22 protein-coding genes are annotated in these 22,403 nt (G+C 58.7%); 2 read left to right on the top strand and 20 right to left on the bottom strand.

Features of this window, described 5'->3' with window-relative positions; translation table 11 throughout:
* Positions 1 to 976: 976 nt before the first annotated feature.
* From ASD54_RS22955 to ASD54_RS22930, 6 genes are all read right to left on the bottom strand, one after another.
* Positions 977 to 1,789: an inositol monophosphatase gene (locus tag ASD54_RS22955; protein WP_062556938.1), complete on the bottom strand. Its 813-nt coding sequence runs from the start codon at positions 1,787 to 1,789 to the stop codon at positions 977 to 979.
* A 45-nt stretch (positions 1,790 to 1,834) separates the two neighbouring features.
* The gene (locus ASD54_RS22950; protein ID WP_200958481.1) at positions 1,835 to 2,617 is read right to left on the bottom strand and encodes a glycerophosphodiester phosphodiesterase family protein; all 783 of its coding nucleotides are present in this window, start codon (positions 2,615 to 2,617) and stop codon (positions 1,835 to 1,837) included.
* A gap of 85 nt (positions 2,618 to 2,702) precedes the next feature.
* Positions 2,703 to 3,824: an extracellular solute-binding protein gene (locus ASD54_RS22945; protein WP_244484826.1), complete on the bottom strand. Its 1,122-nt coding sequence runs from the start codon at positions 3,822 to 3,824 to the stop codon at positions 2,703 to 2,705.
* A 44-nt stretch (positions 3,825 to 3,868) separates the two neighbouring features.
* Positions 3,869 to 4,711: an ABC transporter permease gene (locus tag ASD54_RS22940; RefSeq protein WP_062556862.1), complete on the bottom strand. Its 843-nt coding sequence runs from the start codon at positions 4,709 to 4,711 to the stop codon at positions 3,869 to 3,871.
* A 3-nt stretch (positions 4,712 to 4,714) separates the two neighbouring features.
* Entirely contained in the window at positions 4,715 to 5,575 is an 861-nt protein-coding gene (locus tag ASD54_RS22935) for an ABC transporter permease (protein WP_062556861.1), read from the bottom strand.
* Positions 5,572 to 6,663, bottom strand: a complete 1,092-nt coding sequence (locus ASD54_RS22930; protein ID WP_062556860.1) for an ABC transporter ATP-binding protein — start codon at positions 6,661 to 6,663, stop codon at positions 5,572 to 5,574. The genes ASD54_RS22935 and ASD54_RS22930 overlap by 4 nt, the downstream gene beginning before the upstream one ends.
* A 264-nt stretch (positions 6,664 to 6,927) precedes the next feature.
* Between ASD54_RS22930 and ASD54_RS22925 the strand changes: the two genes are divergently transcribed.
* Complete coding sequence (locus ASD54_RS22925) at positions 6,928 to 8,061, top strand: ROK family transcriptional regulator (RefSeq protein WP_062556859.1); 1,134 nt, start codon at positions 6,928 to 6,930, stop codon at positions 8,059 to 8,061.
* Between the two features lie 106 nt (positions 8,062 to 8,167).
* On the opposite strand, the gene ASD54_RS22920 is transcribed toward ASD54_RS22925, so the two are convergent.
* From ASD54_RS22920 to ASD54_RS22880, 9 genes are all read right to left on the bottom strand, one after another.
* Positions 8,168 to 9,670: a tripartite tricarboxylate transporter permease gene (locus ASD54_RS22920; protein WP_062556858.1), complete on the bottom strand. Its 1,503-nt coding sequence runs from the start codon at positions 9,668 to 9,670 to the stop codon at positions 8,168 to 8,170.
* Entirely contained in the window at positions 9,670 to 10,320 is a 651-nt protein-coding gene (locus ASD54_RS22915) for a tripartite tricarboxylate transporter TctB family protein (protein ID WP_062556857.1), read from the bottom strand. The genes ASD54_RS22920 and ASD54_RS22915 overlap by 1 nt, the downstream gene beginning before the upstream one ends.
* Before the next feature lie 33 nt (positions 10,321 to 10,353).
* Positions 10,354 to 11,340: a tripartite tricarboxylate transporter substrate binding protein gene (locus tag ASD54_RS22910; protein WP_062556856.1), complete on the bottom strand. Its 987-nt coding sequence runs from the start codon at positions 11,338 to 11,340 to the stop codon at positions 10,354 to 10,356.
* A gap of 66 nt (positions 11,341 to 11,406) precedes the next feature.
* A complete protein-coding gene (locus tag ASD54_RS22905) occupies positions 11,407 to 12,417 on the bottom strand; it encodes a quercetin 2,3-dioxygenase family protein (protein WP_062556855.1) in 1,011 nt (336 codons plus the stop codon).
* 19 nt (positions 12,418 to 12,436) lie between these two features.
* Positions 12,437 to 13,228 (bottom strand): alpha/beta hydrolase, encoded by a 792-nt coding sequence (locus ASD54_RS22900; protein ID WP_062556854.1) that lies wholly within the window; start codon positions 13,226 to 13,228, stop codon positions 12,437 to 12,439.
* Between the two features lie 33 nt (positions 13,229 to 13,261).
* Positions 13,262 to 14,107: a fumarylacetoacetate hydrolase family protein gene (locus tag ASD54_RS22895; protein ID WP_062556853.1), complete on the bottom strand. Its 846-nt coding sequence runs from the start codon at positions 14,105 to 14,107 to the stop codon at positions 13,262 to 13,264.
* Between the two features lie 41 nt (positions 14,108 to 14,148).
* Positions 14,149 to 15,726, bottom strand: a complete 1,578-nt coding sequence (locus ASD54_RS22890; protein ID WP_062556852.1) for a bifunctional 3-(3-hydroxy-phenyl)propionate/3-hydroxycinnamic acid hydroxylase — start codon at positions 15,724 to 15,726, stop codon at positions 14,149 to 14,151.
* A 34-nt stretch (positions 15,727 to 15,760) separates the two neighbouring features.
* Positions 15,761 to 16,654, bottom strand: a complete 894-nt coding sequence (locus ASD54_RS22885; RefSeq protein WP_062556935.1) for a VOC family protein — start codon at positions 16,652 to 16,654, stop codon at positions 15,761 to 15,763.
* A gap of 2 nt (positions 16,655 to 16,656) precedes the next feature.
* Entirely contained in the window at positions 16,657 to 17,706 is a 1,050-nt protein-coding gene (locus ASD54_RS22880) for an amidohydrolase family protein (RefSeq protein WP_062556851.1), read from the bottom strand.
* Between the two features lie 121 nt (positions 17,707 to 17,827).
* Here ASD54_RS22880 and ASD54_RS22875 point away from each other — a divergent pair, with 121 nt between their 5' ends.
* On the top strand, positions 17,828 to 18,553 hold the full coding sequence (locus tag ASD54_RS22875) for a GntR family transcriptional regulator (protein ID WP_062556850.1): 726 nt from the start codon (positions 17,828 to 17,830) through the stop codon (positions 18,551 to 18,553).
* 13 nt (positions 18,554 to 18,566) lie between these two features.
* Here the strand turns inward: ASD54_RS22875 and ASD54_RS22870 are convergent, their stop codons facing one another.
* The 5 genes from ASD54_RS22870 to ASD54_RS22850 form a co-directional block, all read right to left on the bottom strand.
* Positions 18,567 to 19,511, bottom strand: coding sequence for an alpha/beta hydrolase (locus tag ASD54_RS22870; RefSeq protein WP_062556849.1), 945 nt, complete (start codon positions 19,509 to 19,511; stop codon positions 18,567 to 18,569).
* 67 nt (positions 19,512 to 19,578) lie between these two features.
* The gene (locus ASD54_RS22865) at positions 19,579 to 20,016 is read right to left on the bottom strand and encodes a heme-binding protein (RefSeq protein WP_062556848.1); all 438 of its coding nucleotides are present in this window, start codon (positions 20,014 to 20,016) and stop codon (positions 19,579 to 19,581) included.
* 27 nt (positions 20,017 to 20,043) lie between these two features.
* A complete protein-coding gene (locus ASD54_RS22860; RefSeq protein WP_062556847.1) occupies positions 20,044 to 20,811 on the bottom strand; it encodes an ABC transporter permease in 768 nt (255 codons plus the stop codon).
* Positions 20,808 to 21,578 (bottom strand): ABC transporter permease subunit, encoded by a 771-nt coding sequence (locus ASD54_RS22855; protein WP_062556846.1) that lies wholly within the window; start codon positions 21,576 to 21,578, stop codon positions 20,808 to 20,810. Before ASD54_RS22855 ends, ASD54_RS22860 begins: the two co-directional genes overlap by 4 nt.
* Positions 21,575 to 22,402, bottom strand: a complete 828-nt coding sequence (locus tag ASD54_RS22850) for an ABC transporter ATP-binding protein (protein ID WP_244484825.1) — start codon at positions 22,400 to 22,402, stop codon at positions 21,575 to 21,577. Before ASD54_RS22850 ends, ASD54_RS22855 begins: the two co-directional genes overlap by 4 nt.
* Between the last annotated feature and the right edge of the window lies 1 nt (position 22,403).

The raw sequence follows: 22,403 nt of genomic DNA, 5'->3' as shown, positions 1-22,403 counted from the left end.
TTGGAGACGGCCAAAGACCCTGTGACGACGCGCATACAGCCTTCGGCCAGCGGCGTGACCTTGGGTTTCTCCACCAGCCTTGTGCAGATGGAGTCGGCAGGCAGCAAAGGAACCCGCGGTTCCGGTGGATCTCTTTCCCCGTTCAATATCTGGATCGACGGCACCTTCATGGCCCATAATCGCGAGCAGAACGGCGATCGTTGGGGAAGCTTCGCCATGATCTCCACCGGAGCAGATTATCTCGTCACGGACAAACTGCTGCTAGGTCTATCCTTCCACTATGACCGGATGACGGACCCCACTGACAAAGACGCCGAACTGACCGGAAACGGCTGGCTGGCAGGGCCTTACGCCTCAATGGAAATCGCCAAGGGCGTTTTCTGGAATGCCAATGTTCTCTACGGCGGATCGGTAAATGATATCGAGACCGAGTTCTGGGACGGCGATTTCGATACCAGTCGCTGGCTGTTCGATAGCTCCATCAACGGTGAATGGCGGCTGGACGCTGACACTGTTCTGGTTCCGAAACTGCGCGCGGTTTATCTGTCTGAAACGGTAAAGGATTATGCCGTCAACAATGCGCAGGGTGACAGACTGAACATCAAGGGTTTCACGACCGAACAGTTGCGGGTGAGCCTTGGTGTCGACCTGTCGAGGGATATTCATTTGGAGAACGGAATGGTTCTGACGCCGAGGATCGGGGTCACCGGGGGCTATTCCGGGCTCGACGGTTCGGGCGCGTTCGGGCAGGTTTCAGCGGGTCTCTCTTTGAATGCAGAGGCCGCCTGGACGCTCGATTTCGATCTGCTTTTCAATATTGACAATGATGGCGAGAGGTCACCCGGCGCCCGCGCGCGGATCGGTGGTAGGTTCTAGCGCGCAGTTCTACCGGGTTCGACTTTCAACACGGAGTCGAACCAGATGTCCGTGCTGTAAATCCTTGATCGACAAAGATCGAGGTCACAGGAAAGTTCGATCAGGTCGAATTTTCCCTGGTCATGAGAGGAAGACCAGTCACTTCGGCCAGATGGCCCGCTACGCCTGGAGCGGCCGCAAGCACGGGGCCGCCCATGACAAGATCCGCTGACGTGACGGAAAATGTTCCGGTACAGCCGCCAGCCTCCCGCACCATCAGGAGGCCGCCGAGACAATCCCAAGCATTCATGAAGTATTCGACGTAACCATCGGTGCGGCCTTCCGCAACCCAGGCTAGGGCAAGAGCCCCGGATGCGCCACGACGAACAGAGGCGCCTCCGGAAAAGACAGCGGTGAAAAGCGAGATGTACTCACCCTCGGGCGTATGGTGCGACCAACCGAGTTCAATGCTGGCGGTTTCCAGCGTGGATGTCGCTGCAACCCTTAGTGGGACACCATTCTTTGCCGCGCCGCGTCCCCGCCGCGCCGTATAAAGTTCGCCGGTAACGGGATTATAGGTCGCTGCCAGTTCGGTTTGACCGTCCTCCACATAGGCGATAGCCACGCAGAAATGATCGATCCCACGAGCAAAGTTCGCTGTCCCATCGATCGGATCGACGACCCATAATCTGGAGCCGCCCGATCCGCCGCCGGTTTCCTCACCGAGCAGGCTATCCTCCGGGAAACGAGCTTTCAACTGCGCAAACACGCGTGCCTCAACGAGACCGTCGGCCTCTGTCAGGAAATCCTGGCGGCCCTTGAGGCTGAACTCGCCCGCGCGCCGTTTGCGATAGCAATCAAGCGCTAGTAGTCCGGCATCCCGGATGATGCCGTGAAGGGCGTTTTCGCGCTCGTCGAGAGTAGTGCTGCTCATAACGGCCTCCGGACTGCCGAACAGTCCCATACCTGTTTGGACTGATTACGCGGACTTTTGTGCAAAGAGATCCGGAATGTCGGACAGGATCGTCTGCGCGCCGCAATCGAAGAAATGCTGCGCCACGTCTGCCTCGTTGATGGTGGCAACGGCAAATTCGATGCCGCTATCGGCCAGGATCTTCAACGAATCCTCCGGGAGAAAGTCCCGCTGCAGATGGAGGATCTGGCATTGGGTCTCTTCAAGAAGTGCCTTTGGCTTCTTTGGTGGGATGACCACGGCGTAAGCCCGCGGAACGTTTGGCATCAGCCGAGCCGCAGCATGGATAGAGCGGATGGAAAAGCTGGCAAGGAACAGTCCTTCGTGATTGGCAGGCCAAAGATCCTTCATCAGCGCCAGAGCCACTTCCGCGGTCTCGATGTCATCGCCGGGTGTCGGCTTCAACTCCAGCTGGAGATTGATGCCGAGATCAAGCACGGTCTCCACAAGTTCTTCCAAAGTCGGAACCTTGGTGCCGGCGAATTCCGGTGCAAAATAGGCGCCGGCATCCAGTGTGCGAATCTCTTCGAGGGTCATGTTCCCCACAAAGCCGGTTCCGTTGGTGGTCCGGTCAACGCGATCGTCATGAATGATGACCGGTTGCATGTCACGGGTGAGCTTGACATCGATCTCCACCCAACGCGCCCCTTTTGCGGCAGCGGCGCGAATTGCTGGAATGGTGTTTTCGGGCGCCAGAAGCGGAGCGCCGCGATGTGCGATCAAGGCATCCGGAACGGCTACGTCACGACGGGCGATGGTTGCGTCAGGTCTCGGGTCTGTCAGATACACGTGTCAATTCTTTCTTTTTGATTGATAGAAAATGAGAGGGTGCGCCGCGATCGGGCCAACCGCGGCGCCTGAGGCATCGATGCACTCAGTTCTGGGTCACCTGGTTGATGAAACCCTTCTTGATCTCATCGCCGAAAGGTTTGGCCGCCCAAACGGTCGAGTATTTGCGATCGGCTGCCGGGATCAGGGCGACGGCGCTATCGGCTTCGGGATGCTGTGGCGCAATACCGAAGGACTTGGCGAATTCGGTCTGTGTCTTTGCACTGGTCAGCCAATTGATCAGCACGAGTGCAGCGGCCTTGTTTTTTGCATTGGCCGGAATGGCGATGACGTTGCCGCCGCCGGGAAAGCCGAAGGACGGTATGTACATCTTGATATCCTTGGAGATCTCGCCCTTGCGCTGAAGCGCTGCCAGTTGGTCCTCCCAGGCGGCAATGATCTTGAACTCGCCCCCATTGAGACGCGTAATGCTGTCCGCATTCGACGCGGTAATGATGTAACCCTGACGGTTGTCCTTGAACCACTTCCAGGCCGGTGCCAGTTTGGCGATTTTTTCCGGCGTGGACGCGCCTTGCGAATAGTCGATATCGGTTACGACAGCGCGCGTGATGCTCTCGATGAGGGCCGGGCCAGAACCGCCATTTTCCACGTTGAAGCCCAGCTCTCCCGGATTCTTTTTCATGAAGGCCACGAATTCGTCCAGCGTATGCGGCAGTTCGGACTGCGAAACCCGGGCCGGATTGTAGGCAATGGCTGTCTGGTTACCCCAGAATGCAGGCGCATAGCCCTTGTTGTCCGTACCTTCCATGACGTAGCGAAGCTTGGCACCTTCCGGCAGCAAGGGCTTCAGAGGTCCGAACAGAAGTTCCTCTGCCTTGAAATTCTGCGGTGTCGAGCCGCCGAGCGAGATGACGTCGATATCTGCCTGAGCACGGCTGCGTTCGGCGAGCATCTTGTCGATATTGGTCTTGGCGTCACCATCTGGAATGGTGACCTTGATGCCGTACTGGGCCTCGAAGGTCTTTACTTGCTCGCGCATGGCAGGCTGCGAGTACCAGTGGAACCAGTTGATCTGCCCTTCTTTCTTTGCCTGGGCCACGATCTCGTCCCAACTCATCTGGATAAGGTCCTTGGCCGCCGCCTCAGTCTGGATGCCGGCCAGCGGCAGAACGGTTGCGAGCGCAAGAAATGCTACTTTTCTAAGCATGGCATCAATTCCTTGGTTTTCGTGAGTGAACAGAAACATCGACATCATCCCTTGCCGGTCACGACTGCGGGGTCCGCGCTTTTGAGAAGCCGTTCGGCGATCAGCATCAGGAGTACGTTGGGGACGACGAGGATCAGGGAAACGGCCGCAGCATTGGGCCGGATGAAGTTGTAGCCGAGATAGGAGTAGAGAATGGTCGGGACCGTGGTGAAATCCGGTGCGCCGACGATGTAGGAGATCGCGAACTCTTCTATGGACAGGATGAAAACGATGATCAACGCAGCGAGGAGCCCCGGCTTCAGGACCGGCAGATAGGCCGTACGGAAGACGGTAACACGAGATGCACCCAGATCGCGGGCCGCATCGATAAGGTCCTGCCGCACCATGGAGAAGGACACGCTGAGCAGTCGGATAGCATAGGGCAGCAGGCCCACCGTATGGCCGATCAGGATTCCGAGAAATCGCGAATAGAGGCCAAGCTCGATCAGTAGCGCCGAGAAAAAGATGGCGCTGACAAAGCCGGGCAGAACCAACGGGACCAGTGTCAGCATCTGCGCAGCCGCCTTGCCGGGAAATTCCATGCGGCCAAAGGCATAGGCTGTTGGCGTGGCCAGCAGCAGGGTCAGGAATGAGACGCACGCCGCCAGCGTGTAGCTATTGTACATCGCTTGCGGCAGTGCGCTCGTCGTCCAGATTTCCACCCAGCGGCGCAAGGAAAGTACCGGCGGAAGCACGGCAGGATAGGCCCATGGGGTTGATGGGTCCACCAGAGACCAAAGAACTGCCATGCAGAAGAGAAGAACCAGGGCGACGAAGAAGACGGCAAGAGCAAGCAGGATGAGCAGTTGACGCTGCCAGAAGAGTGTTGAGCGGGAGAGTGTGGTCATCGATTATCTCCCCACCCGACGAACAAGAAGTTGCATCAGGCCTGCAAGGATGAGTGAGCCGAAAAGCGAGAGTGCCATCAGCATGACGGCCACGACCGCCGCCTCATTCCACCCATGCGCTGCATTGTCGGACTGAACGCGGTGCATGAACTGCGCCATGGACTGAATATTGGTCGGCCCCGCCACCACCTGGAATGACCAGTCGCCTGCTGCGCCGATAAAGATCAGAATGAGCGCCGCCTGCAAGGCACGCAGCGTCAGCGGCAAGATGACCCGCCGAAGTCGTGCAAGACTTCCTGCACCCAGATCCCGGGCTGCATCCAGAATGTCGTCACCGATTGAGCGAACGGAGCCGGTGATGACGAGAAACGCCAGGGGCATGTTCTTCCAGACCTGCAAGATCACCACGCCAATGGCATAGCTGTCGTTCTGCATCCGGATTGGCCGGTCGATGAGGCCGAGCTTGACCAGTGCGACATTCAGGAAACCCTGAAAGGAAATGAAGTTGACGAACAGGAAGGCGGCCACCAGACCGTGGACGAGGAGCGGCGCCTTGATCATGGCGCTGATCAGATCGGAGCCTGGAAAGGGGCGCCTGAGCCACAGCGCCACCGGATAAGCGAGCATGACCGAGATCAGAGAACTCAGGATCGCGATACGCGCCGAGTACCAGAACACGCGCCAGAACTGGCTTTGCGACAGCATGCCTTCCCAGAATTCCAGCGAGAAACGGTCATCACCCGCGAAATTGAAATATCCGATCGACTGCGACACGGCCATTCCCACCACGAGCGACATGAAGGCGACGATGGGAAAAAGCCCGGGAAGCAAGAGAAGGTAGGGAGTGATACGCTGCCGTTTCATCGGACAGCCTCGGCGAGAAATCGGATGGCATCAGGCGCAATCACGACGCCGATGGTCTCACCTTCGGAAACAGGAGCAAACCCGTGGGTCTGAATGCGATAGCGGCTTGTCGCGTCACCAAGCGGATGGACGGAAAGGTCGCATTGGCTTCCCAGGAAGGTACGGGTGGTGACTTTGACGTCAAAGCGGTTCTGTGCGTCTGCAGTGGGCTTCGTGACGTGCGCGTCCTCCGGTCGCCAGCAGGCATAGACATGATCTGAGACCGGCGGGGTGTCCGAACGGACAACTGCTTCGCCCAGGGGGCAACTGACCTTGTATTCGCCCTGGGTGCGATCAACGTCCAGAATACGCAGCGGCATGATGTTGGCCGTGCCGATGAAATCTGCCACGAAGCGGTTGGCGGGGTTGCGATATATGTCTTCCGGACGTCCCATCTGCTCGATGACGCCCGCCCGCATGACGATGACGAGATCGGACATGGCAAGCGCTTCTGCCTGATCGTGGGTGACGTAGACGGCGGTGAACCCGTGCTCGCGCTGCAGCGCCCGTATCTCCATGCGCACATGATCCCGCAGCTTCGCATCGAGGTTGGACAGCGGCTCATCGAAGAGCATGACCCCCGGGCGGACTGCCATGGCGCGCGCAAGCGCCACGCGTTGCTGCTGCCCGCCGGAAAGTTGCCCCGGCAGCTTGGCCAGTTGCGAGGATAGGCCGACCTGCTCTGCGACTGCGGCAACCCGCGCGGCAATGTCCTGTGCGCCAAGCCTGCGCTGGCGAAGCCCGAACCCGATGTTGTCGGCAACTGTCAGATGCGGGAAGAGAGCATAGGACTGAAAGCACATGGCCGTGTCGCGCTTTTCTGGCGGCACGTCCTGCATGTTCTGACCTTTGATCTCAATCGTCCCGCCATCAAGCGGAATGAAGCCGGCAATTGCTTTCAGAAGTGTCGTCTTGCCGCAGCCGGAAGGGCCCAGCAGCGTAACCAAATGTCCTTGCGATGCTTCGAAACTGACTTCGCTCAAGGCCTGGAATGTGCCGTAACGCAGACTTGCGCTGCGAACGGACAAAGCGGTCGACGCTTGTGCCACGGTGTTACCCTCCCTGTAGACGAGCTCAATTCTGACGTTGAGCTTGATTTATCATGCTTTGTGTATAATATTTATGACAGGTTTTTGACTGTTGTAAATAGCGGCACCATCGGTAAAAAGCTCTTTGAATGGTAGAGAACACAGGTTGTGACCTTATGTTTTTATGTTTATTGCATAATTTTTATAGGAGCCCTGTGTACGTATTGCCGAGGGCGTTAAAAGCCTCTAGGGGTTGTATGTCCGGACTGAGAGGTAAAGGCTGAGATGTCTGAGAAGGTGAGCGATCTCTCGGGAAACGAGCGAATGATTCTCGAGATCGTGCGCAGGGCACCCAATATTCTGCGGTCTGCCGTTGCGCCTGCCACCAATCTCACACAGCCTTCGGTGCACAGAATCATCGATCAGCTTCTGGAGATGGGACTGCTCACCCTGGGCGATCCGGTCATTCACGGGCGGGGCAAGCCGAGCCCTTCGCTTAAGCTGAACGCTGAAGCACGTTTTACGATTGGTATTTCCGTCAATACCGACAGCATAGCGTTCGGATTGTGCGATTTTGCCTGCCGTATCGTTTACGAGGAAATGCTGGAGGTCGCGCCGACCAACAGGCGTGATACGCTTTTCGTTTTGAAAGAACGGCTGCGCGCGGTTCTGGCGGAGCGGGGAGTTATACAGGACAAGCTCGCTGGCATAGGATTTTCCATGGCGGGTTTCTTTATTGGCCCCGAGCGATATTTCAATGCGCCGGAACTCCTGCGTGACTGGTCGCTGGTAGATTTACGCAAGGAACTGGAAACGCTCTTCGATCTTCCGGTCTGGACCGAAAACAACGGTACGACAGGCACTATAGGGGAGTCTGCCGTTGGCGCAGGCCGAAACTTTTCTACCTTTGGCTACCTTTCCTTCAACTACGGTTTTGGTGGAGGCATCGTTCTGGACGGCAAGCCATTCTTCGGCGCTTTCGGTAACGCAGGGGAACTTAGCCGGGTCTTCACTCTGGAGGAGGGACCTTCGCGGCCGGCTCTTGGCGAATTGCTCAAGCGGCTCGATCGTTCAGGCATCGCGATCGCGAATATTCGTGAGTTGCGACAACGCTTCGACCCGACCTGGCCGCAGGTTTCCGAATGGGTCGAGGAGGTTGCGCCCACACTCAACAGGGCGATCGACATGCTGCGCGCTGTCATCGATCCAGAGGCGATTGTCTTCGGTGGTGAACTTCCACCCGCCCTGGGTGAAATGCTGATTGCCATCCCCCCTTCGTCCACAAAGCCGCGATATGGTCTGGAAGCCCCTTATCCGCACCGGCTGCTAAGCCCCATTCAATCGGATCCCGCAATTCTGGGCGCAGCGCTCATTCCGCTGATGGATCAGTATTTTGCCTGGTCGCTTCCAAAGCCGTGAAGATGTGTGTTGTTCCCCTGAAAGACCGTCGTTTCGAGAACGACGGCCCTCGTCGCAAAAATGATGCGCATGATCACAGAGAGACCAAAGCGGGTGTCCCTGCCTGCTACTCCGCAAACACTTCGTCACGACCTCTGCGGATATTCGGAATGATTGCAACGATCAGCAAAAGGGCAGACAGGATGATGAGTCCGGCGCTGATGGGCTCGGTTACGAAGGTGGACAGGGAGCCGCGTGACAGGATGAGCGCCCTGCGCAGGTTTTCTTCCAGAAGTTTGCCAAGCACGAAACCGAGCAGCATGGGTGCTGGCTCGAAGCCGAACCGGGTCAGCAGATAGCCCACGAAACCGAAGAGGCCGATCAGAAGGACATCCGTCGCCTGTGAGTTGATCGAGTAGATGCCGATACAGCAGAAGACGAGGATGGCCGGAAATAGCAACCGGTATGGCACCTTGAGCAGCTTCACCCAGACGCCGACCAGCGGCAGATTGATGATGAGCAACATCAGGTTGCCGATCCACATCGAAGCAATCATACCCCAGAAAAGTGAGGGTTTGCCCGTCATGACCTGTGGACCTGGAATAATGCCATGGATGGTCATCGCGCCGACCATCAACGCCATGACGGCATTGGCGGGAATGCCGAGCGTCAGAAGCGGGATGAAAGATGTCTGGGCACCGGCGTTGTTTGCCGACTCTGGCCCTGCCACACCTTCGACGGCACCCTTGCCGAAGCGAGAGGGGTCTTTCGAAAGCTTCTTTTCCATCGCGTACGACGCGAAGGGAGCCAGAATTGCGCCGTTCCCGGGCAGAATGCCGAAGGCGGATCCCAAAAGCGTTCCGCGCAAAACCGGCGCGATCGACTGGCGTAGTTCCTCCCGGTTTGGCAGCAGCCTGCCGATTGCTCCCCGCACGACATCGCGCTCTTCCGGTTGGCCGAGATTGCGCAGAATTTCCGATACACCGAACACACCCATTGCCAGCACGGCGAAATCGATCCCATCCCATAGGAAGGGTTGGCCGAAGGTCATGCGCTGGTCGCCTGTTTCCAGATCGGTGCCAACCGTGGAAAGCAGCAGGCCAAGCATGATCATGGCAATCGCCTTGATGATCGAGCCGCCCGCCAGAACGACGGCGAACACGAGGCCCATGACCATCAGCGCGAAGTATTCGGTCGGTCCGAACAGAAGAGCGACGCGTGTCAGCGGGGCACCGAGTGCTGCAATGAAGATCGTTGCAACGGTGCCGGCGAAGAAGGAGCCAAGTGCCGCGATGCCCAAAGCCGCTCCGGCCCGACCCCGACGAGCCATGGCATGACCATCAAGGGCGGTAACGACAGATGTTGCTTCACCGGGAATGTTCACCAGAATGGCAGTCGTCGAACCACCATATTGCGCTCCGTAGTAGATGCCGGCGAGCATGATCAGCGCGCCAGTCGGATCAAGGCTGAACGTAATCGGCAGAAGCATGGCAATGGTCGCGACAGGGCCAACACCCGGAAGAACGCCGATCAGCGTGCCTACGAGGCAGCCAAGGAAAGCAAGCGCCAGGTTTTGCAGGCCAAGCGCGACCGAAAATCCCAGCGACAGGTTTGAAACAAGCGTATCCATCAGTCCTGCTTTCCATCAACCGTCGAATTTGAGAGATGCCTCTCTGTAGCGAACAAGCCTGCGGAGATGCAAAGCATCACAGCGGCTGTGACCCGCAGCACCAGTTTTTGCGACCAGCCCTCGGGAAGGCTGTCGATGAGAAAGGCCGGCAGGATCGGGATCGGCAAGTTCAGCAGATCTCCAAACATCAGCATGCAGACCGGCGTCAATCCGAATGCCAGCGCCAGAAGCTCGCGCAGGCGTGCCTCTGGCGTCGCAAATCCGGCAATTATGATTGCAAAGGGGGCTGATACCATCAGGCCCAGTCCCGGAACGTTGACCGGGCCAATGCGCCATGAACTGATGATCGCAGCGAAGAAGCCAATGGACAGGAGAACGAAAACGGTGCCGCGAAGCTCCGTTTTCTCGATCGCCGAACCATGACGCACGAGGGCGATGCCAGCGATGATGAGACCAAGGCTACCCAAACCGATGGCCAGGGCACGGGGCAGAAGCGCCGAACCCATTTCGGAGAGCGAACCTGCATTGAGGTCACTCAGCAACCACAGCGCCAGGCCGGCGACACCGGCCAGAGCCAGCCCGCCGGCAAAGTTCTGAGGCGCCTTGATGGCCCGCCCGGCATCCCGCTGACGGGGTTCGATCTCATTCATTCGCAGCCTCCCTGCAGTCATGCCCTAAAGATGTCAGTTCGGTTCGATACCCAGATCCTTCAGGACCTGACCGGTATAGGCATGCTGGGCTGCTAGAAATTTCTTCGCGCCAGCCGGAGCCACGTTTTCACCCTTTTCCATCTCGAAGCCGAGCGTGGGAGCCCGTTCCAGAACGTCTGGTTCGGCAATTGCCTTGGCGACGGCCTTGCTCATGGTTTCGACGATCGCATCCGGCGTTCCAGCCGGAGCCATGATCATAAACCAACCCTGTAGCTCCATGTTTTTGAGCGTTTCAGCAATGGCTGGCACATTGGGAAGCGTGGCGATCCGCTCCTTGCCGGCGACTGCAATCGGACGCAGCGATCCGTCCTTGATGAAGGCCTCGACGACCGATGCAGACTGAATGGTCACGGGTGTACGACCACTGATGCTGTCCTGCACCGCGTTCGAGATCGTGTTGTAGGGAACCAGTGCCATCTTGGTTCCGGCCTGCTTGTTGATAGCCTGCGCGATCAAGCCGGAAATGTTACGCGGCCCATCCACGGCGATGCTGAGAGAACCGGGATCAGCCTTTTCGAGGGCGATGAGCTCTGCAAGACTGTTTGCTTTCACGTCCGGATTGACAAGCAGGATGTGATGGCTGCGCGCAACCATGGCAATCGGCACGAAGTCTTTCAGCGGATCGTAGGACAGATTCTTGATCGTGTAGGGGTTCGTTACCAACGCTGCCGACGTTGCGAAGACGAAGGTGTATCCGTCATTGGTGGCGCGCGCTGCCGCCTGCATTCCGACGACATTGGCGGCGCCTGGACGGTTTTCAACGATGAACTGCTGGCCCAGGGCGCGTGAGAGCTTGTCGGTGATTATGCGGCACAGCACGTCGGGGCTGTTGCCAGCTGCCTGCGGCACGATGACGGTTACAGGCCGTTGCGGCCAGTCCGCTGCCGTTGCCAAGGTCGGGGCAGCAAGGGCTGCGCCCGCTGCGCCAGCGATGAACATGCGTCTAGAAATTTTGAACATTCTTACCTCCCAAGGTTCAAATCAAAATCAGGTACAGGGCCGCCCTCCTCCGGGCGGCCCTGCGCATCAGGCCGCCAACGTCACATCGACAAGATTTGACGTAGGGCTCAGGATCTGCCGCAAATCCTGATCGCGAGCAGCCTGAAAAGTGAATTCCTGTGTCTCTACGCCCTGGCTGTCCCAGAAGGCGAGGCCGGTGCCGTTTGCGGATGACAAAAGCCAGCGTGCCGACCCGCTGAGGACCTGTGTCGAATAAACCGTGTCCGCCGGGATGTTGGCAAAGTCACCAGCGCCCATCACATAGGCTTCGCCATCGAGAACAAGCGACAATGCGCCTGACAGAAGGTAGAGATTGACATGCGTCTCGGCGTGCCGGATTGGCGGTATGCTTGCCCCGAGACCGGCCTCGATTGTGCGGATCTCCATCCTGTCATCGCAAAGGCTTGCTGGCAGCACCGTTGTGGCAAGATGGCCAGCCAGACGGTGGCGCGGTCCATATCCGGACTGAAGGACGAAAGACTGACGCTGCTGCGGCAACTGGCGGTCTGTCTCATTGCCATCGGTGACCTCGGCGTAGACCGCTTCCGGCATACGCATAACGCCAAAACGCTGCATTGCGGGACCCATGCGTGAGAAATCGAACGGGTGATTGGATGCTGGCAGTCCCGGTTCGAGCCAGACGCTGCCGGCACCTTCGAAGAAACCTTCCCAGCCGCCGGGCGCTACGATTCCAAAGAACTGCGTGCGCGGAGCAACCGATTGATAGGCATGAACCGCGTTCGGCGGTACGAATGCGAAATCGCCCTCGGTCAGGATACGGGAGCTGTTCTCCGCCCAGATGCGGAGTCGGCCTCGTGTGCAGAACCAAGTGTCATATTCTCGCTCATGGTAATGAAGCGGGATAGGCTGCCGGTCGAGCGTTGCTTCGCAGACGACCGCTCCATAGCCACCCGCAGTCTCATCGGTTCCTGCCAGGACCGTGATAATCTGACCGGCAACGTTGAATGCGTCGCCTTCTCCCTGGCGCAGGACATAAGCAACTGATTTTCCCGGTAGGGTACGAAGTGATCCCGACATAAATGTTCTCCTCAAAATTCTACTGTTTCAGGCTGCGTTCGAAGAAACGAAGCAGCGGCGCCGCCAGCCGGGCCGAATGGGTGCCGGCCATTTCGGGATCTTCTTCGGAGAACCAGAGATGCGCGGCATCCGGCAGCTCGAGTGCGGTGACCGGATATCCCGCCTGACGAAGTGTTTCGGCGAAATGGGCCGATTGCTGGGGCGAAACCTCCCGGTCCAGATGGCCCCAGCACAGGAAGACCGGCATGCGGCGTTGATGGCTGATCTGCCTCAGGGGCGACGCCTGATGGTAAAGCAGCGGTTCGGAAAAGGGTGAAGCGCCCAGCAGCAGTTCGGTCTTGTCTGGCGCCGTCACGCTATTGATGGCGCGATCCGCCTGCCAGTGCGCCATAAGATCATAGACGCCATAGATCCCTGCAAGCGCCTTTGGCGCCGGGCAATCAATGGACGAAAGACTGGCGAGTGCTGCCAGATGGCCACCTGCAGAAGCTCCCAGAATGCCGATGCGTTCGCCATCAATGCCATAGGTTGATGCCATGGCCGCGAAGTGGTGCAGAGACGCTTCGACGTCCTGAAGATTTCCAGGAAACGCAGGCGCACCTGCACTTGCGCGGCGATAGTCGACGCTGGCGAAAGCAAAGCCGTTCTTTGCGAATAACTCGCCCCAGGACCGCAGCGCCGAACGATGGCCGCGGATCCAGCCACCTCCCGGTACCGCAACAATCAACGGAAAGGGACCAGACTCATCAGGCATAAACAGATCTGCCTTGAGTGCCTGCCCGTCGGTGCTTGAATACTCGATCGTCTTCATGAGCCGGTCCCTGGTTCTGATCAGCGCTGAGATTTATGCTTCCTGTACGATCGGGTTGCGCAGGATGCCGAGGCGGTCGATCTCAACCTCGACGACGTCGCCCGGCTTCATCCAGAGCGGCGGATTACGCTTTGCACCGACGCCACCAGGGGTGCCGGAAGCGATAACGTCACCGGCTTCAAGACGCGTGAAGCTGGAGCAATATTCAATCTGCCGGGCGATATCGAAGATCATCTGGCTGAAGGTCGCGTCCTGCACCACCTGACCGTTCAATCGGGTCTGAATGCGAAGGTCATCAAGTGGTCCGAGTTCGTCCGGCGTCATCATCCACGGGCCGAAAGCACCAGTCTCGGGGAAGTTCTTGCCAGGCGTGAACTGATGCGTATGGCGCTGATAGTCGCGCACGCTGCCGTCGTTGTAGCAGGCAAAACCCGCAATGTGTCCAAGCGCGTCTTCACGGGTGATATACCGGCCTGGCTTGCCGATGATGACGGCGAGTTCGCCTTCATAATCCAGTTCCGTCGAAACCTTCGGACGCAGGATCGGCTTCAGGTGACCCGTCTGGCTGTTGGCGAACCGGCCGAATATGGTTGGATTGTCCACTTCGGCGCGACCGGTTTCCTTCCGGTGCATTTCGTAGTTCAGGCCGACGCAGAGGATCTTGTCGGGGTTGGGGATGACCGGCAGCCATTCAAGTTGCGACAATTCGAACGAGGGTGCCTTTGCCGCCGCTTCCGCAACACCGGCCAGGCCCGCCGTGATTGCCGCTTTCAGATCCGCATAGCGGTCTGCCAAGATGGCGCCCGCATCACGAAACGTTTCGCCTTCAACAACGCCCCAGGTGGTGCGACCGGCAATCTTCACGGTAGAAAGTCTCATAGGGATAACTCCTTGGAAATGGAACGTAGGACATCGGGCTTTCAGGCGAGCCGCGTGGCAAGGTCCCGTATCTGTTGGCGAAGGCCGTCAAGGTCGGCGGCGGCTGCAAAGACGTAATGATCGGGTCGGACAATCGCGCCGACAGCGCCGTGGCGATCAAACCAGTTGGCAAGTACGCCGTCCTTTTCGCAAAGCATTGTACCGTCTGCCGATGCATCGACGACCGGAGCGATTGCGACGACGTCGAGGCCATCGAGTTCTTTGGCCAGAGGTTCTCCCTCAGTCTGCGCGACGCGCCGACCATCAAGGACAAGACGCCAGGTTGGACCCGTGATCTGGTCGAGCAGCCTGATTTCGCCATCGCTGATGATCGCCGGTTGCGGGAAGAGCAGGCCGCGTGCCGGCGTGCCTTCTTTCGCGATCAGTCCTTCTTCGATCGGGGGAACGATCTCCTGGCGCGTGATGACAAGCGGCTGGCCGCCGCCTTCTGCGAGGATGCGGGCATCGCGCGCTTCCGCGGCCTGAGGATCCCGTTCGCAGATGGCTTGTCCAATCGTCTTGATCCGGCCGGTCAGCGTCTGCACATGGCGCTTGCGCTCCTGTGTGTAGGTGGCAAACAGGGTTTTGCCCGATTGACCCTTCAGAACACGATCCAGACGCCAGATAAGATTGGAGACATCACGCAAACCCTGGCACATGCCCTGGCCGATGAAGGGCGGCTGCTGATGCGCGGCATCGCCGGCAATCATGATGCGCCCCTTCTTCCAGTCGTCTGCCACCAACGCATGGAAGCGATAGGCGGCGGCGCGCCAAAGTTCACCATCAGCTTCGTCAAGCCATGGAGACAGCAGGCGCCAGACATTATCCGGCTGCGTCATCTGCTGGGGGTCTTCCCCTGGAAGCAGCATGATTTCCCACCGACGGTGGTTCTGCGGCCCTATGATGAAGCTGGCAGGCCGGGCAGGATCGCAAAACTGCGCCGATGTCTGGGGTAGCTTGGCCAGTCCCGCCTCATTGGCGAGCACATCGATCACGAGCCATGGCTCATCGAACACCAGATCTTCCAGTTTTATGCCAGCGAGATCGCGTACGCGGCTGGAGGCGCCATCGCATCCGATTACATAACGTGCGGTAACCGTGTGCACCTTGCCAGAGGCGTCCTTCAGCTTTGCCACGACCTCGTTTTCGCGATTGTCGAGGTCGATCATCTCGACGCCCAGCGAAACGGTGACGCAATCGAAACCAGCGGCATGCTTGCGCAGAACCGCCTCGACGGGTGGCTGCGTGAAAACCATGCTTGGTGTATAGCCGAGCGGGTAGGGCTCCGGCACCATGTCGATCCGACGGATGAGCTGGCCTTTGGCGCCGAAATGCTGGGACGCTGTGAACGGTTCGATGTAGGGCATCACCTCTTCAGCAATGCCCATATTGTCAAAGTGGCGCAGGATCTCGTGGTCAATGGCAATGGCGCGCGGCTTGTCGTAGATGTCTGTCAGTCGGTCGACGACAAGTGTGGAGTGACCGCGCGCGCCCAACATGCCGGCAGCGACGGCACCGGCGGGACCAAATCCGACAATCAGGACGTCGTAATGATGTGAAAATGAAATCTCGTTCGTCACGGATGAGCCTCTGATAAGCTGAAGACGGGCGGCGTTATGCGCCGGAAAAACCGATGGAAACCTGGGCCTTCTTGCAGGCATCGCTTTTGGGTGGTGCAATGCCCCAATGATCTGTGCGACCAGGAGGCCAGACCCACTCGTCAGGCCCTTTCACCCGGTAATTCTCGTCCACTTGCAGCACCTCTGCGGTGTATTCGATGACGACGCCAAGGGGATCGACGAAATAGGCAAAGACATTGTCGCCGGGGCCATGCCGCCCCACGCCCCAGCCGATCGGCACACCCTTGTCAACGACGAGGCCGGAGCCACGCATCACCGATTCCAGATCGGGCATCAGGAAGGCGATGTGGTTGAGACCGTTCACGGGGGCTTCTGCCAGCACCACCGCGTGATGGTCGCTGTTGCAGCACAGGAAGGCCATCATCTTGGATCGGTCGGTCAGCCGGAAGCCGAGAACATCGCGGTAGAACGCAGACAGGGCTTCGATGTCCGATGTATTGATGTTCACATGCGCCAGCCGCTCCACGCGGTTCGCCACCGTATTCGCGGGCTTGCGATGATCGTCGTGAACGAATTCGAGCACTGAACCTTGCGGTTCCCGGATGACGAAACGCTGCCCACCAGACGGTGCATCGGCCGTTCCGGGTTCGCGCAGGACTGTGCAGCCAAACGCCACTGCCTTCGCAAAAAGGTCCGCAAGATCGTCGGCGGAGCGGACGCGGAACGTGATCTTGCGCAGTTCCGATTGCTTGCTCTGTTTGAGCTCGAGGACGTGGAAATCGTCACCTGTGGCAGCAAGAAACACCTTGTCGCCCACTTCGGCCACAGTCTGCAGCCCCCAGACCCGCGTGTAGAAATCGACGGAGGTGGCAAGATCGGGCGTCCCGAGCTCGACGCTTCGAAGCCCGATCACAGGGAAATTGTTCATCGTCATAAAGTCTCCTCGTCCATCCCGAGAAAGGCGAGCGCATTGCGGAACGTCAGGCGTTCGCTCAGGGTCGGATCGGCAGAAATCTGCTCGATGCGCCTGACTGGTTCTTTCTCGCGGAAATTGAATGGGTAATCGGTGCCGATCATCACCCGGTCTTCGCCAAAGACGGATACGATGTGCGAGAGCATATCCGCGTCGAATACAAGGGAATCGACATAGAGCTTGCGCGCCTGCTCGACGGGCGGCTGCGACAGGCTGTCTTTCAGTGCCGGAAATGTCTGGTACCCCTGCTGCAAACGGGGAAGCAGGGATGCAAGTGTCCCGCCGCCATGGCTGAAGGCGATGCGCAGGCCCGGAAACTTCTGCAACAAACCGCTGGTGATGACGGAAGCCGCGGCAAGACCCACATCCGTCGGGTAGGCGAGAACCTGCTGCAGGGGAGCGGGGCCAACCAGACGATCCATCCCGGCGGGCCTTACGGCGTGTACGAATACCGCGGCTCCAAGACGCTCTGCCTCCGCAAAGAACGGATGAAAGCGGGGATCTCCGATCGGTACGCCATTTATGTTGCTGCCAATTTCGACGCCACGGAAGCCGAGCTCCGAAACCACGCGATGCAGTTCAGCAATGGCAAGATTGATATCCTGCAGCGGTAGTCCGCCCAACCCGACGAACCGGCCCGCCCCCTCACTGACCATACCTGCGATCACATCATTGACATGCCGGATGAGGATCGCTGCCGCTGCCGCGTCAATCCAGTAGCCGAACAGTTCCGGCATGGGAGAGAGCGCCTGTACCGCGATGCCTGCGCGATCCATTTCTTCGATCCGACGCTCTGCAAGCCAGCAGGCATCACTCACGGTTCGATAGGGCTTGTCATTAATGACGACTGTCGCGTGGCAGTTCTCAACGGGTGTCATGGACGGCCAGCCGGGAAGCGTTTCGCCTCCAGGCGCTCCCGGAAAGCTGGACGGTACGACATGGCAGTGAACGTCAATGCCGCGGCAGGTGCACCCGCTTCTGAAGCGACTTGCTTGTATCTGGCTCATTCCCTGCTCCTCCGCTGCCAGTGTGGTAATATACAAAATTTAGTCCATAAAGCAAAAATTTATATATTTTACTTTGATCGCTTGATTGTATATAAAATCACACAAATCGCGGTGGGGTGGCATGAATATCGAAATGCAGTCGAAAGCGGGCGAGAGCCCCGCAACGCTGACCAGCAGCATCTACGAGCGCTTGAAGGCTGATATCCTATCCGCAACGCTGGAGCCCGGCCGCAAGCTTCAGTTGCGGTTTCTCATGGAAACCTATGATGCGGGCCAGACGCCCCTGCGGGAGGCGCTCAACCGTTTGACGACAGAGGATCTGGTCATAGGCAAAGAGCAGCGAGGCTTCTTCGTAAAGCCGATCAGCCTTGAAGAGCTTGGAGAACTCACGAAAACACGCTGCTGGGTCGAGGGCCTTGCTTTGCGCGAATCCATTGCGAACGCGACTGCGGCCTGGGAAGAGGCACTTTTGGTCGCTCATCACCGGCTGGAGCGCGCGCCGCGTTCGCTCAATTCAGAACGTTTCGAGAGCAACCCTGAATGGGAGCGGCTTCACAGGGCCTTCCACGACCGATTGATCGACGGCTGCGGTTCACGCCCGCTGATCGGTTTCTGCGAGCAGCTTGCGGATCGGTTGAACCGCTACCGTGCATTGTCCATTCGAAAGGCGTATCGGGTGCGCAAGGTCAGTCAGGAGCACAGCGAGATCCTGCAGGTCGTGCTGGACAAGAACAGCGATGAGGCCGTGCGGCTTCTGCAGCGGCACTATGAGCAGACGGCAGACATTATTCGCGCAGATCTCGAAACGGGCGAAGCTGGCAGCATGATGCCACCAGCTTCGCCTTGATGAGGATTTCGATCTATTTCGTCCGGTTCTGACGGATGAATTCTAGGATGTCCGGACCGAGGCTTTCGTCCGCAGTTCCGAAGTGTTCGATGATCGAGATATGATTGTGGCCAAGTGCTGTCTTGTAGACGGGCAGACGGCTGTCGCGATTGAACAGCGCATCCACCAGTTTCTTGTTCTGGCGCTGGATGGACGGCATGTCGTTCTCGGCAACTGCGAGGAACACGGGCAGCTTGCGATCAGCAATACGCCGTATGATCGACATTTGCGGATACTGGCTTGCGTCCTCACCGTAATAGACCTTGTCCTGTGCCGCGAGATCCTCTGCATCGGCGGTCGGAATCGAGATCAGGATGAGGCCTCGCACACCGTCGTCCTGGCTTGAGGCGGAGGTGACGAAGCCGAACGTCGCGGCATGGGTTGCACCCGCCGAATTCCCGGAAACGAAAATCGACCTGGTATCGCCCGGATGGGCTGACGAATTGGTTCGCAGCCAGGCAACGGCCTTGCCGACATCTTCCCCACCTGCCGGAAAACGCGCCTGGGGCGCGAAGCCGTAGTTGATCAGTGCTGTCACAATCCCGTGCTGGGCAAAGTAATAGCCGAAGTGCGACACGTCCTTTTTATCGCCACGCACAAAGCCGCCGCCATGGGCGAAGACAAGGACAGGCGGCTTTGCTCCTTCAGGAAGGGTGGACGGGATGTAGAGGTCGAGCTTCTGGCGCTCACCGTTACCATAGGCGAGATCCTTCTCGACCTTCACTCCTTCCTTCGACGCTACCTCGTGCAGGGGTCGATATAGTGTTGTGACGCCCTTCACGACGTCTGGCCCGAGTTTGTCGCCGAAGGCACGCACACCTTCGCCGATCTCCGGCGGATTGGCAGACATTTGCGCCTGCGCGGGCAAGGCTTGCACCAGACATGCCGCAAGCGCAGCCAGAAAACGGATCGACTGCATGACTTCCTCCCTCTCTCCTCTTTCGACCGGGTTTTTATCCCGGCCATCCTCCGCGGTGTTGACGGGTTTAGTCCGTCAAGCCCTTTGGCGCAGCGCGGAAACCGGCGCGCTCTATGCCGACAATCGCGCAAACCTCATCATTGTCGCCGATATCGCCTGATATGCCGACGGCTCCGATCACTTCACCCGCCTGATCGACAACCAGGACACCACCCGGAGAGGGCACCATGCGCCCACCGCTCACCGAGGCGAGGATGGTGATGAAGGTGGGGTTCTTGGCGGCGCGTTCGGTCAACTCTCGGGTTCCGAACCCCATGCCCAGAGAGCCCCAGGCCTTGCCAAAGGCGATGTCGAAACGGACGATACCGGCACCGTCTTCGCGTTTGTAGGCAATGAGATGCCCGCCTGCGTCGAGGACTGCGACGGCGAGCGGCGCAAGAGAGCGGACGCGTGCTTCGGTCAGAGCTGCATCGATGATAGTCGTTGCGTCAGCGAGTTTGAACATGGGACACTTTCAATAAGTTAGGTTGGATTAGCGGGAAGAGGCCTGCCAGCGCAGCAACCGGCGTTCGGCCATCGATAGAAGGCGGCTGCCTATCAGGCCGATGGCGCCCAGAATGACGATACCGGCGAAAAGATCGGCCGAGCGGAAGCTTCGACTGGCGAGCAGAATACTTTGGCCCAATCCTTCCCGGCTGGCCAGCATCTCTCCGACGACGGCGAGAATAAGGGAGATGGTGAGCCCGAGCCGAAGGCTGGCGAGAACCATGGGCATGGCGCTGGGCAGAGCGAGCTTCCAGATGACCTGAAGGCGGTTGAGCCCGAGGACTGCGCTTACCTCATAAAGACGAGGCTCCATAGCGGCAAAGCCATGGATCGTTGCGAGAAGCATCGGCCATAGAGCGCCAAAGGCGATCACCACGAGAACCATCTGGTCCGAGAAGCCAAGAAACGCGATGGCAATCGGGATCATGGCCGAGGCTGGCAACGGGCGCAGCAATTCGAGGGTCGGTGCGATATATGTTCGAGCGCGTCGCGATACGCCGATGAGCGCGCCTAGCAGAATGCCGACAAGAGAAGCGAGCAGCCAGCCCAGTAGCATGCGCTCTACTGTCTCAACCGTCTGTCCCAGAAGAGGGCCGCCGGCCAGCCCATTCATGAGCGCGGTGAATGTGCGCTCCGGTCCGGGCAGAAAGATCGGCGAAACGATCTTCGCGTCGGTGACAAGTTTCCAGATCAGGAGGAATGCTGCGAGGCCCGACAAACCAAGTCCGAATTTTCTGAATGAGAATCCCGTCATTGGCGTTCTCCCTTCGCATAGGCTGGAAAGAAGATGCGTTGTACTGCATTGAGACCCATGCTGATCACCCATCCAATCGTGCCGATCCAGACGAGGTAGGCAAACATCTCCGCCGGACGAAGGGCCTGCTGTGCCATCATGATTCCATAGCCGAGGCCGAACGGATTGGCGGTGATCTCTACCGTGACCGCCACGACGAGCGCGTAGCCCGCCGCGAGTTTCAACGACATGAAGAGCTGCGGCAGGATCGCGGGAAGCACGACCTTGCGCAGCCTTGCCGAAAAGCCGAGCTGGAGTACAGCCGACACCTCCATCAGTCTCGGCTCAACTTCTTTAACGGCAGCACGCGCAAGGACGACGGAAGGCCAGAGAAGTCCGAGCGAGATGATGACGACTTCCATGCCGGCGCCAAAGCCCAGAAGCATCATCACGACAGGAATGAGCGCAACGACCGGGACCGGACGCAGCAATTCGATGGTCAGGTCGAGCAGATCGTCTGCGAGACGAAAAAGGCCCAGCACGATGCCGATCAGCGATCCCAACCCGACCCCGATGATACAGCCGAAGAAAGCGGCTGTCAGAGTATCGAAGGTTGCGCGCAAGAGGGAACCATCCGCAATTACGCTGAACAGGGCGAGCACAATGGCGGCCGGACTGGCGAGACTATCGCTTTCCAGTCTTGTTGCCGTCGCAGTGATTTGCGCGACGGCGATCACGCCCAATGGCAGAAGGGCTGCCCGCCAACTTTTCCCGAATGCGGCAATCATTGGTGGTCGTCCTTGATCAGGTCGTAGAGTTCACGCCGCAAGCGCAGGAATTCCGGATCCTCGCGGGTCAGCAACTGATCGCGCGGGCGGGCAAGGCGCACATCGACAATGCGCCCTATACGCCCTGGGTTTGGCTGGAGGCATACGATCCGGTCACCGAGATAGATGGCTTCCTCCAGATCATGCGTGACGAAAACCATCGTTGCGCCGGTGGTTGCGACAAGCCCCAGAACCTCGTCCTGCAACGCTTGTCGCGTCATGGCATCCAGCGCACCGAATGGCTCGTCCATGAGAAGAACCTTCGGTTCCTGCGCAAGGCATCGGGCAATCTGAAGGCGCTGCTGCATGCCGCCGGACATTTCAGAGGGATATTTGTCGGCGTGCCGTCCAAGACCTATCTTCTGTAGAAGATCCTGAATGATGGCCGGCCGCTCCTTGGCAGGGCAGCCTCGAGCTTCGAGCGCAAGGGATACGTTGCCCGCTGCCGTCCGCCAAGGCAGAAGCGCTTTGCCGTAATCCTGAAAAACGATGGCGATGGAGCGATCCGGTCCGCCGAGGACCGCCCCATCGAGCTCCACACTGCCGGATGTCGGGCGAGCAAGGCCCGCCAGCATGCGAAGAAGTGTGGTTTTGCCGCACCCTGACGGGCCAATGACGGAAATCGTTTCGCCCGGAGCGATGTCCACGCTGATCCCGCCGATGATCTGCAAGGCACCATAGGAGAGCGTCACATCGCTAATCCTGATGCGTGGCTCAAGCGTGCTCATCTCGGAATCGGGCACGGTCTTCTTGGAAGCAGTGGACTGGCTTTGCATCGCAATCATG

The organism is Rhizobium sp. Root149 (assembly GCF_001427345.1).
GTDB classification, from domain to species: Bacteria; Pseudomonadota; Alphaproteobacteria; order Rhizobiales; family Rhizobiaceae; genus Neorhizobium; species Neorhizobium rhizoryzae.
This window is presented reverse-complemented; position numbering and strand designations above follow the sequence as displayed.

Excerpts from the sequence above, each read along its gene's own strand:
- ASD54_RS22955 (WP_062556938.1), bottom strand. The coding sequence starts at position 1,789 with ATGAGCAGCACTACTCTCGACGAGCGCGAAAACGCCCTTCACGGCATC.
- ASD54_RS22945 (WP_244484826.1), bottom strand. The coding sequence starts at position 3,824 with ATGCTTAGAAAAGTAGCATTTCTTGCGCTCGCAACCGTTCTGCCGCTG.
- ASD54_RS22940 (WP_062556862.1), bottom strand. The coding sequence starts at position 4,711 with ATGACCACACTCTCCCGCTCAACACTCTTCTGGCAGCGTCAACTGCTC.
- ASD54_RS22935 (WP_062556861.1), bottom strand. The coding sequence starts at position 5,575 with ATGAAACGGCAGCGTATCACTCCCTACCTTCTCTTGCTTCCCGGGCTT.
- ASD54_RS22925 (WP_062556859.1), top strand. The coding sequence starts at position 6,928 with ATGTCTGAGAAGGTGAGCGATCTCTCGGGAAACGAGCGAATGATTCTC.
- ASD54_RS22920 (WP_062556858.1), bottom strand. The coding sequence starts at position 9,670 with ATGGATACGCTTGTTTCAAACCTGTCGCTGGGATTTTCGGTCGCGCTT.
- ASD54_RS22915 (WP_062556857.1), bottom strand. The coding sequence starts at position 10,320 with ATGAATGAGATCGAACCCCGTCAGCGGGATGCCGGGCGGGCCATCAAG.
- ASD54_RS22910 (WP_062556856.1), bottom strand. The coding sequence starts at position 11,340 with ATGTTCAAAATTTCTAGACGCATGTTCATCGCTGGCGCAGCGGGCGCA.
- ASD54_RS22905 (WP_062556855.1), bottom strand. The coding sequence starts at position 12,417 with ATGTCGGGATCACTTCGTACCCTACCGGGAAAATCAGTTGCTTATGTC.
- ASD54_RS22900 (WP_062556854.1), bottom strand. The coding sequence starts at position 13,228 with ATGAAGACGATCGAGTATTCAAGCACCGACGGGCAGGCACTCAAGGCA.
- ASD54_RS22895 (WP_062556853.1), bottom strand. The coding sequence starts at position 14,107 with ATGAGACTTTCTACCGTGAAGATTGCCGGTCGCACCACCTGGGGCGTT.
- ASD54_RS22885 (WP_062556935.1), bottom strand. The coding sequence starts at position 16,654 with ATGAACAATTTCCCTGTGATCGGGCTTCGAAGCGTCGAGCTCGGGACG.
- ASD54_RS22880 (WP_062556851.1), bottom strand. The coding sequence starts at position 17,706 with ATGAGCCAGATACAAGCAAGTCGCTTCAGAAGCGGGTGCACCTGCCGC.
- ASD54_RS22875 (WP_062556850.1), top strand. The coding sequence starts at position 17,828 with ATGAATATCGAAATGCAGTCGAAAGCGGGCGAGAGCCCCGCAACGCTG.
- ASD54_RS22870 (WP_062556849.1), bottom strand. The coding sequence starts at position 19,511 with ATGCAGTCGATCCGTTTTCTGGCTGCGCTTGCGGCATGTCTGGTGCAA.
- ASD54_RS22865 (WP_062556848.1), bottom strand. The coding sequence starts at position 20,016 with ATGTTCAAACTCGCTGACGCAACGACTATCATCGATGCAGCTCTGACC.
- ASD54_RS22860 (WP_062556847.1), bottom strand. The coding sequence starts at position 20,811 with ATGACGGGATTCTCATTCAGAAAATTCGGACTTGGTTTGTCGGGCCTC.
- ASD54_RS22855 (WP_062556846.1), bottom strand. The coding sequence starts at position 21,578 with ATGATTGCCGCATTCGGGAAAAGTTGGCGGGCAGCCCTTCTGCCATTG.
- ASD54_RS22850 (WP_244484825.1), bottom strand. The coding sequence starts at position 22,402 with ATGATTGCGATGCAAAGCCAGTCCACTGCTTCCAAGAAGACCGTGCCC.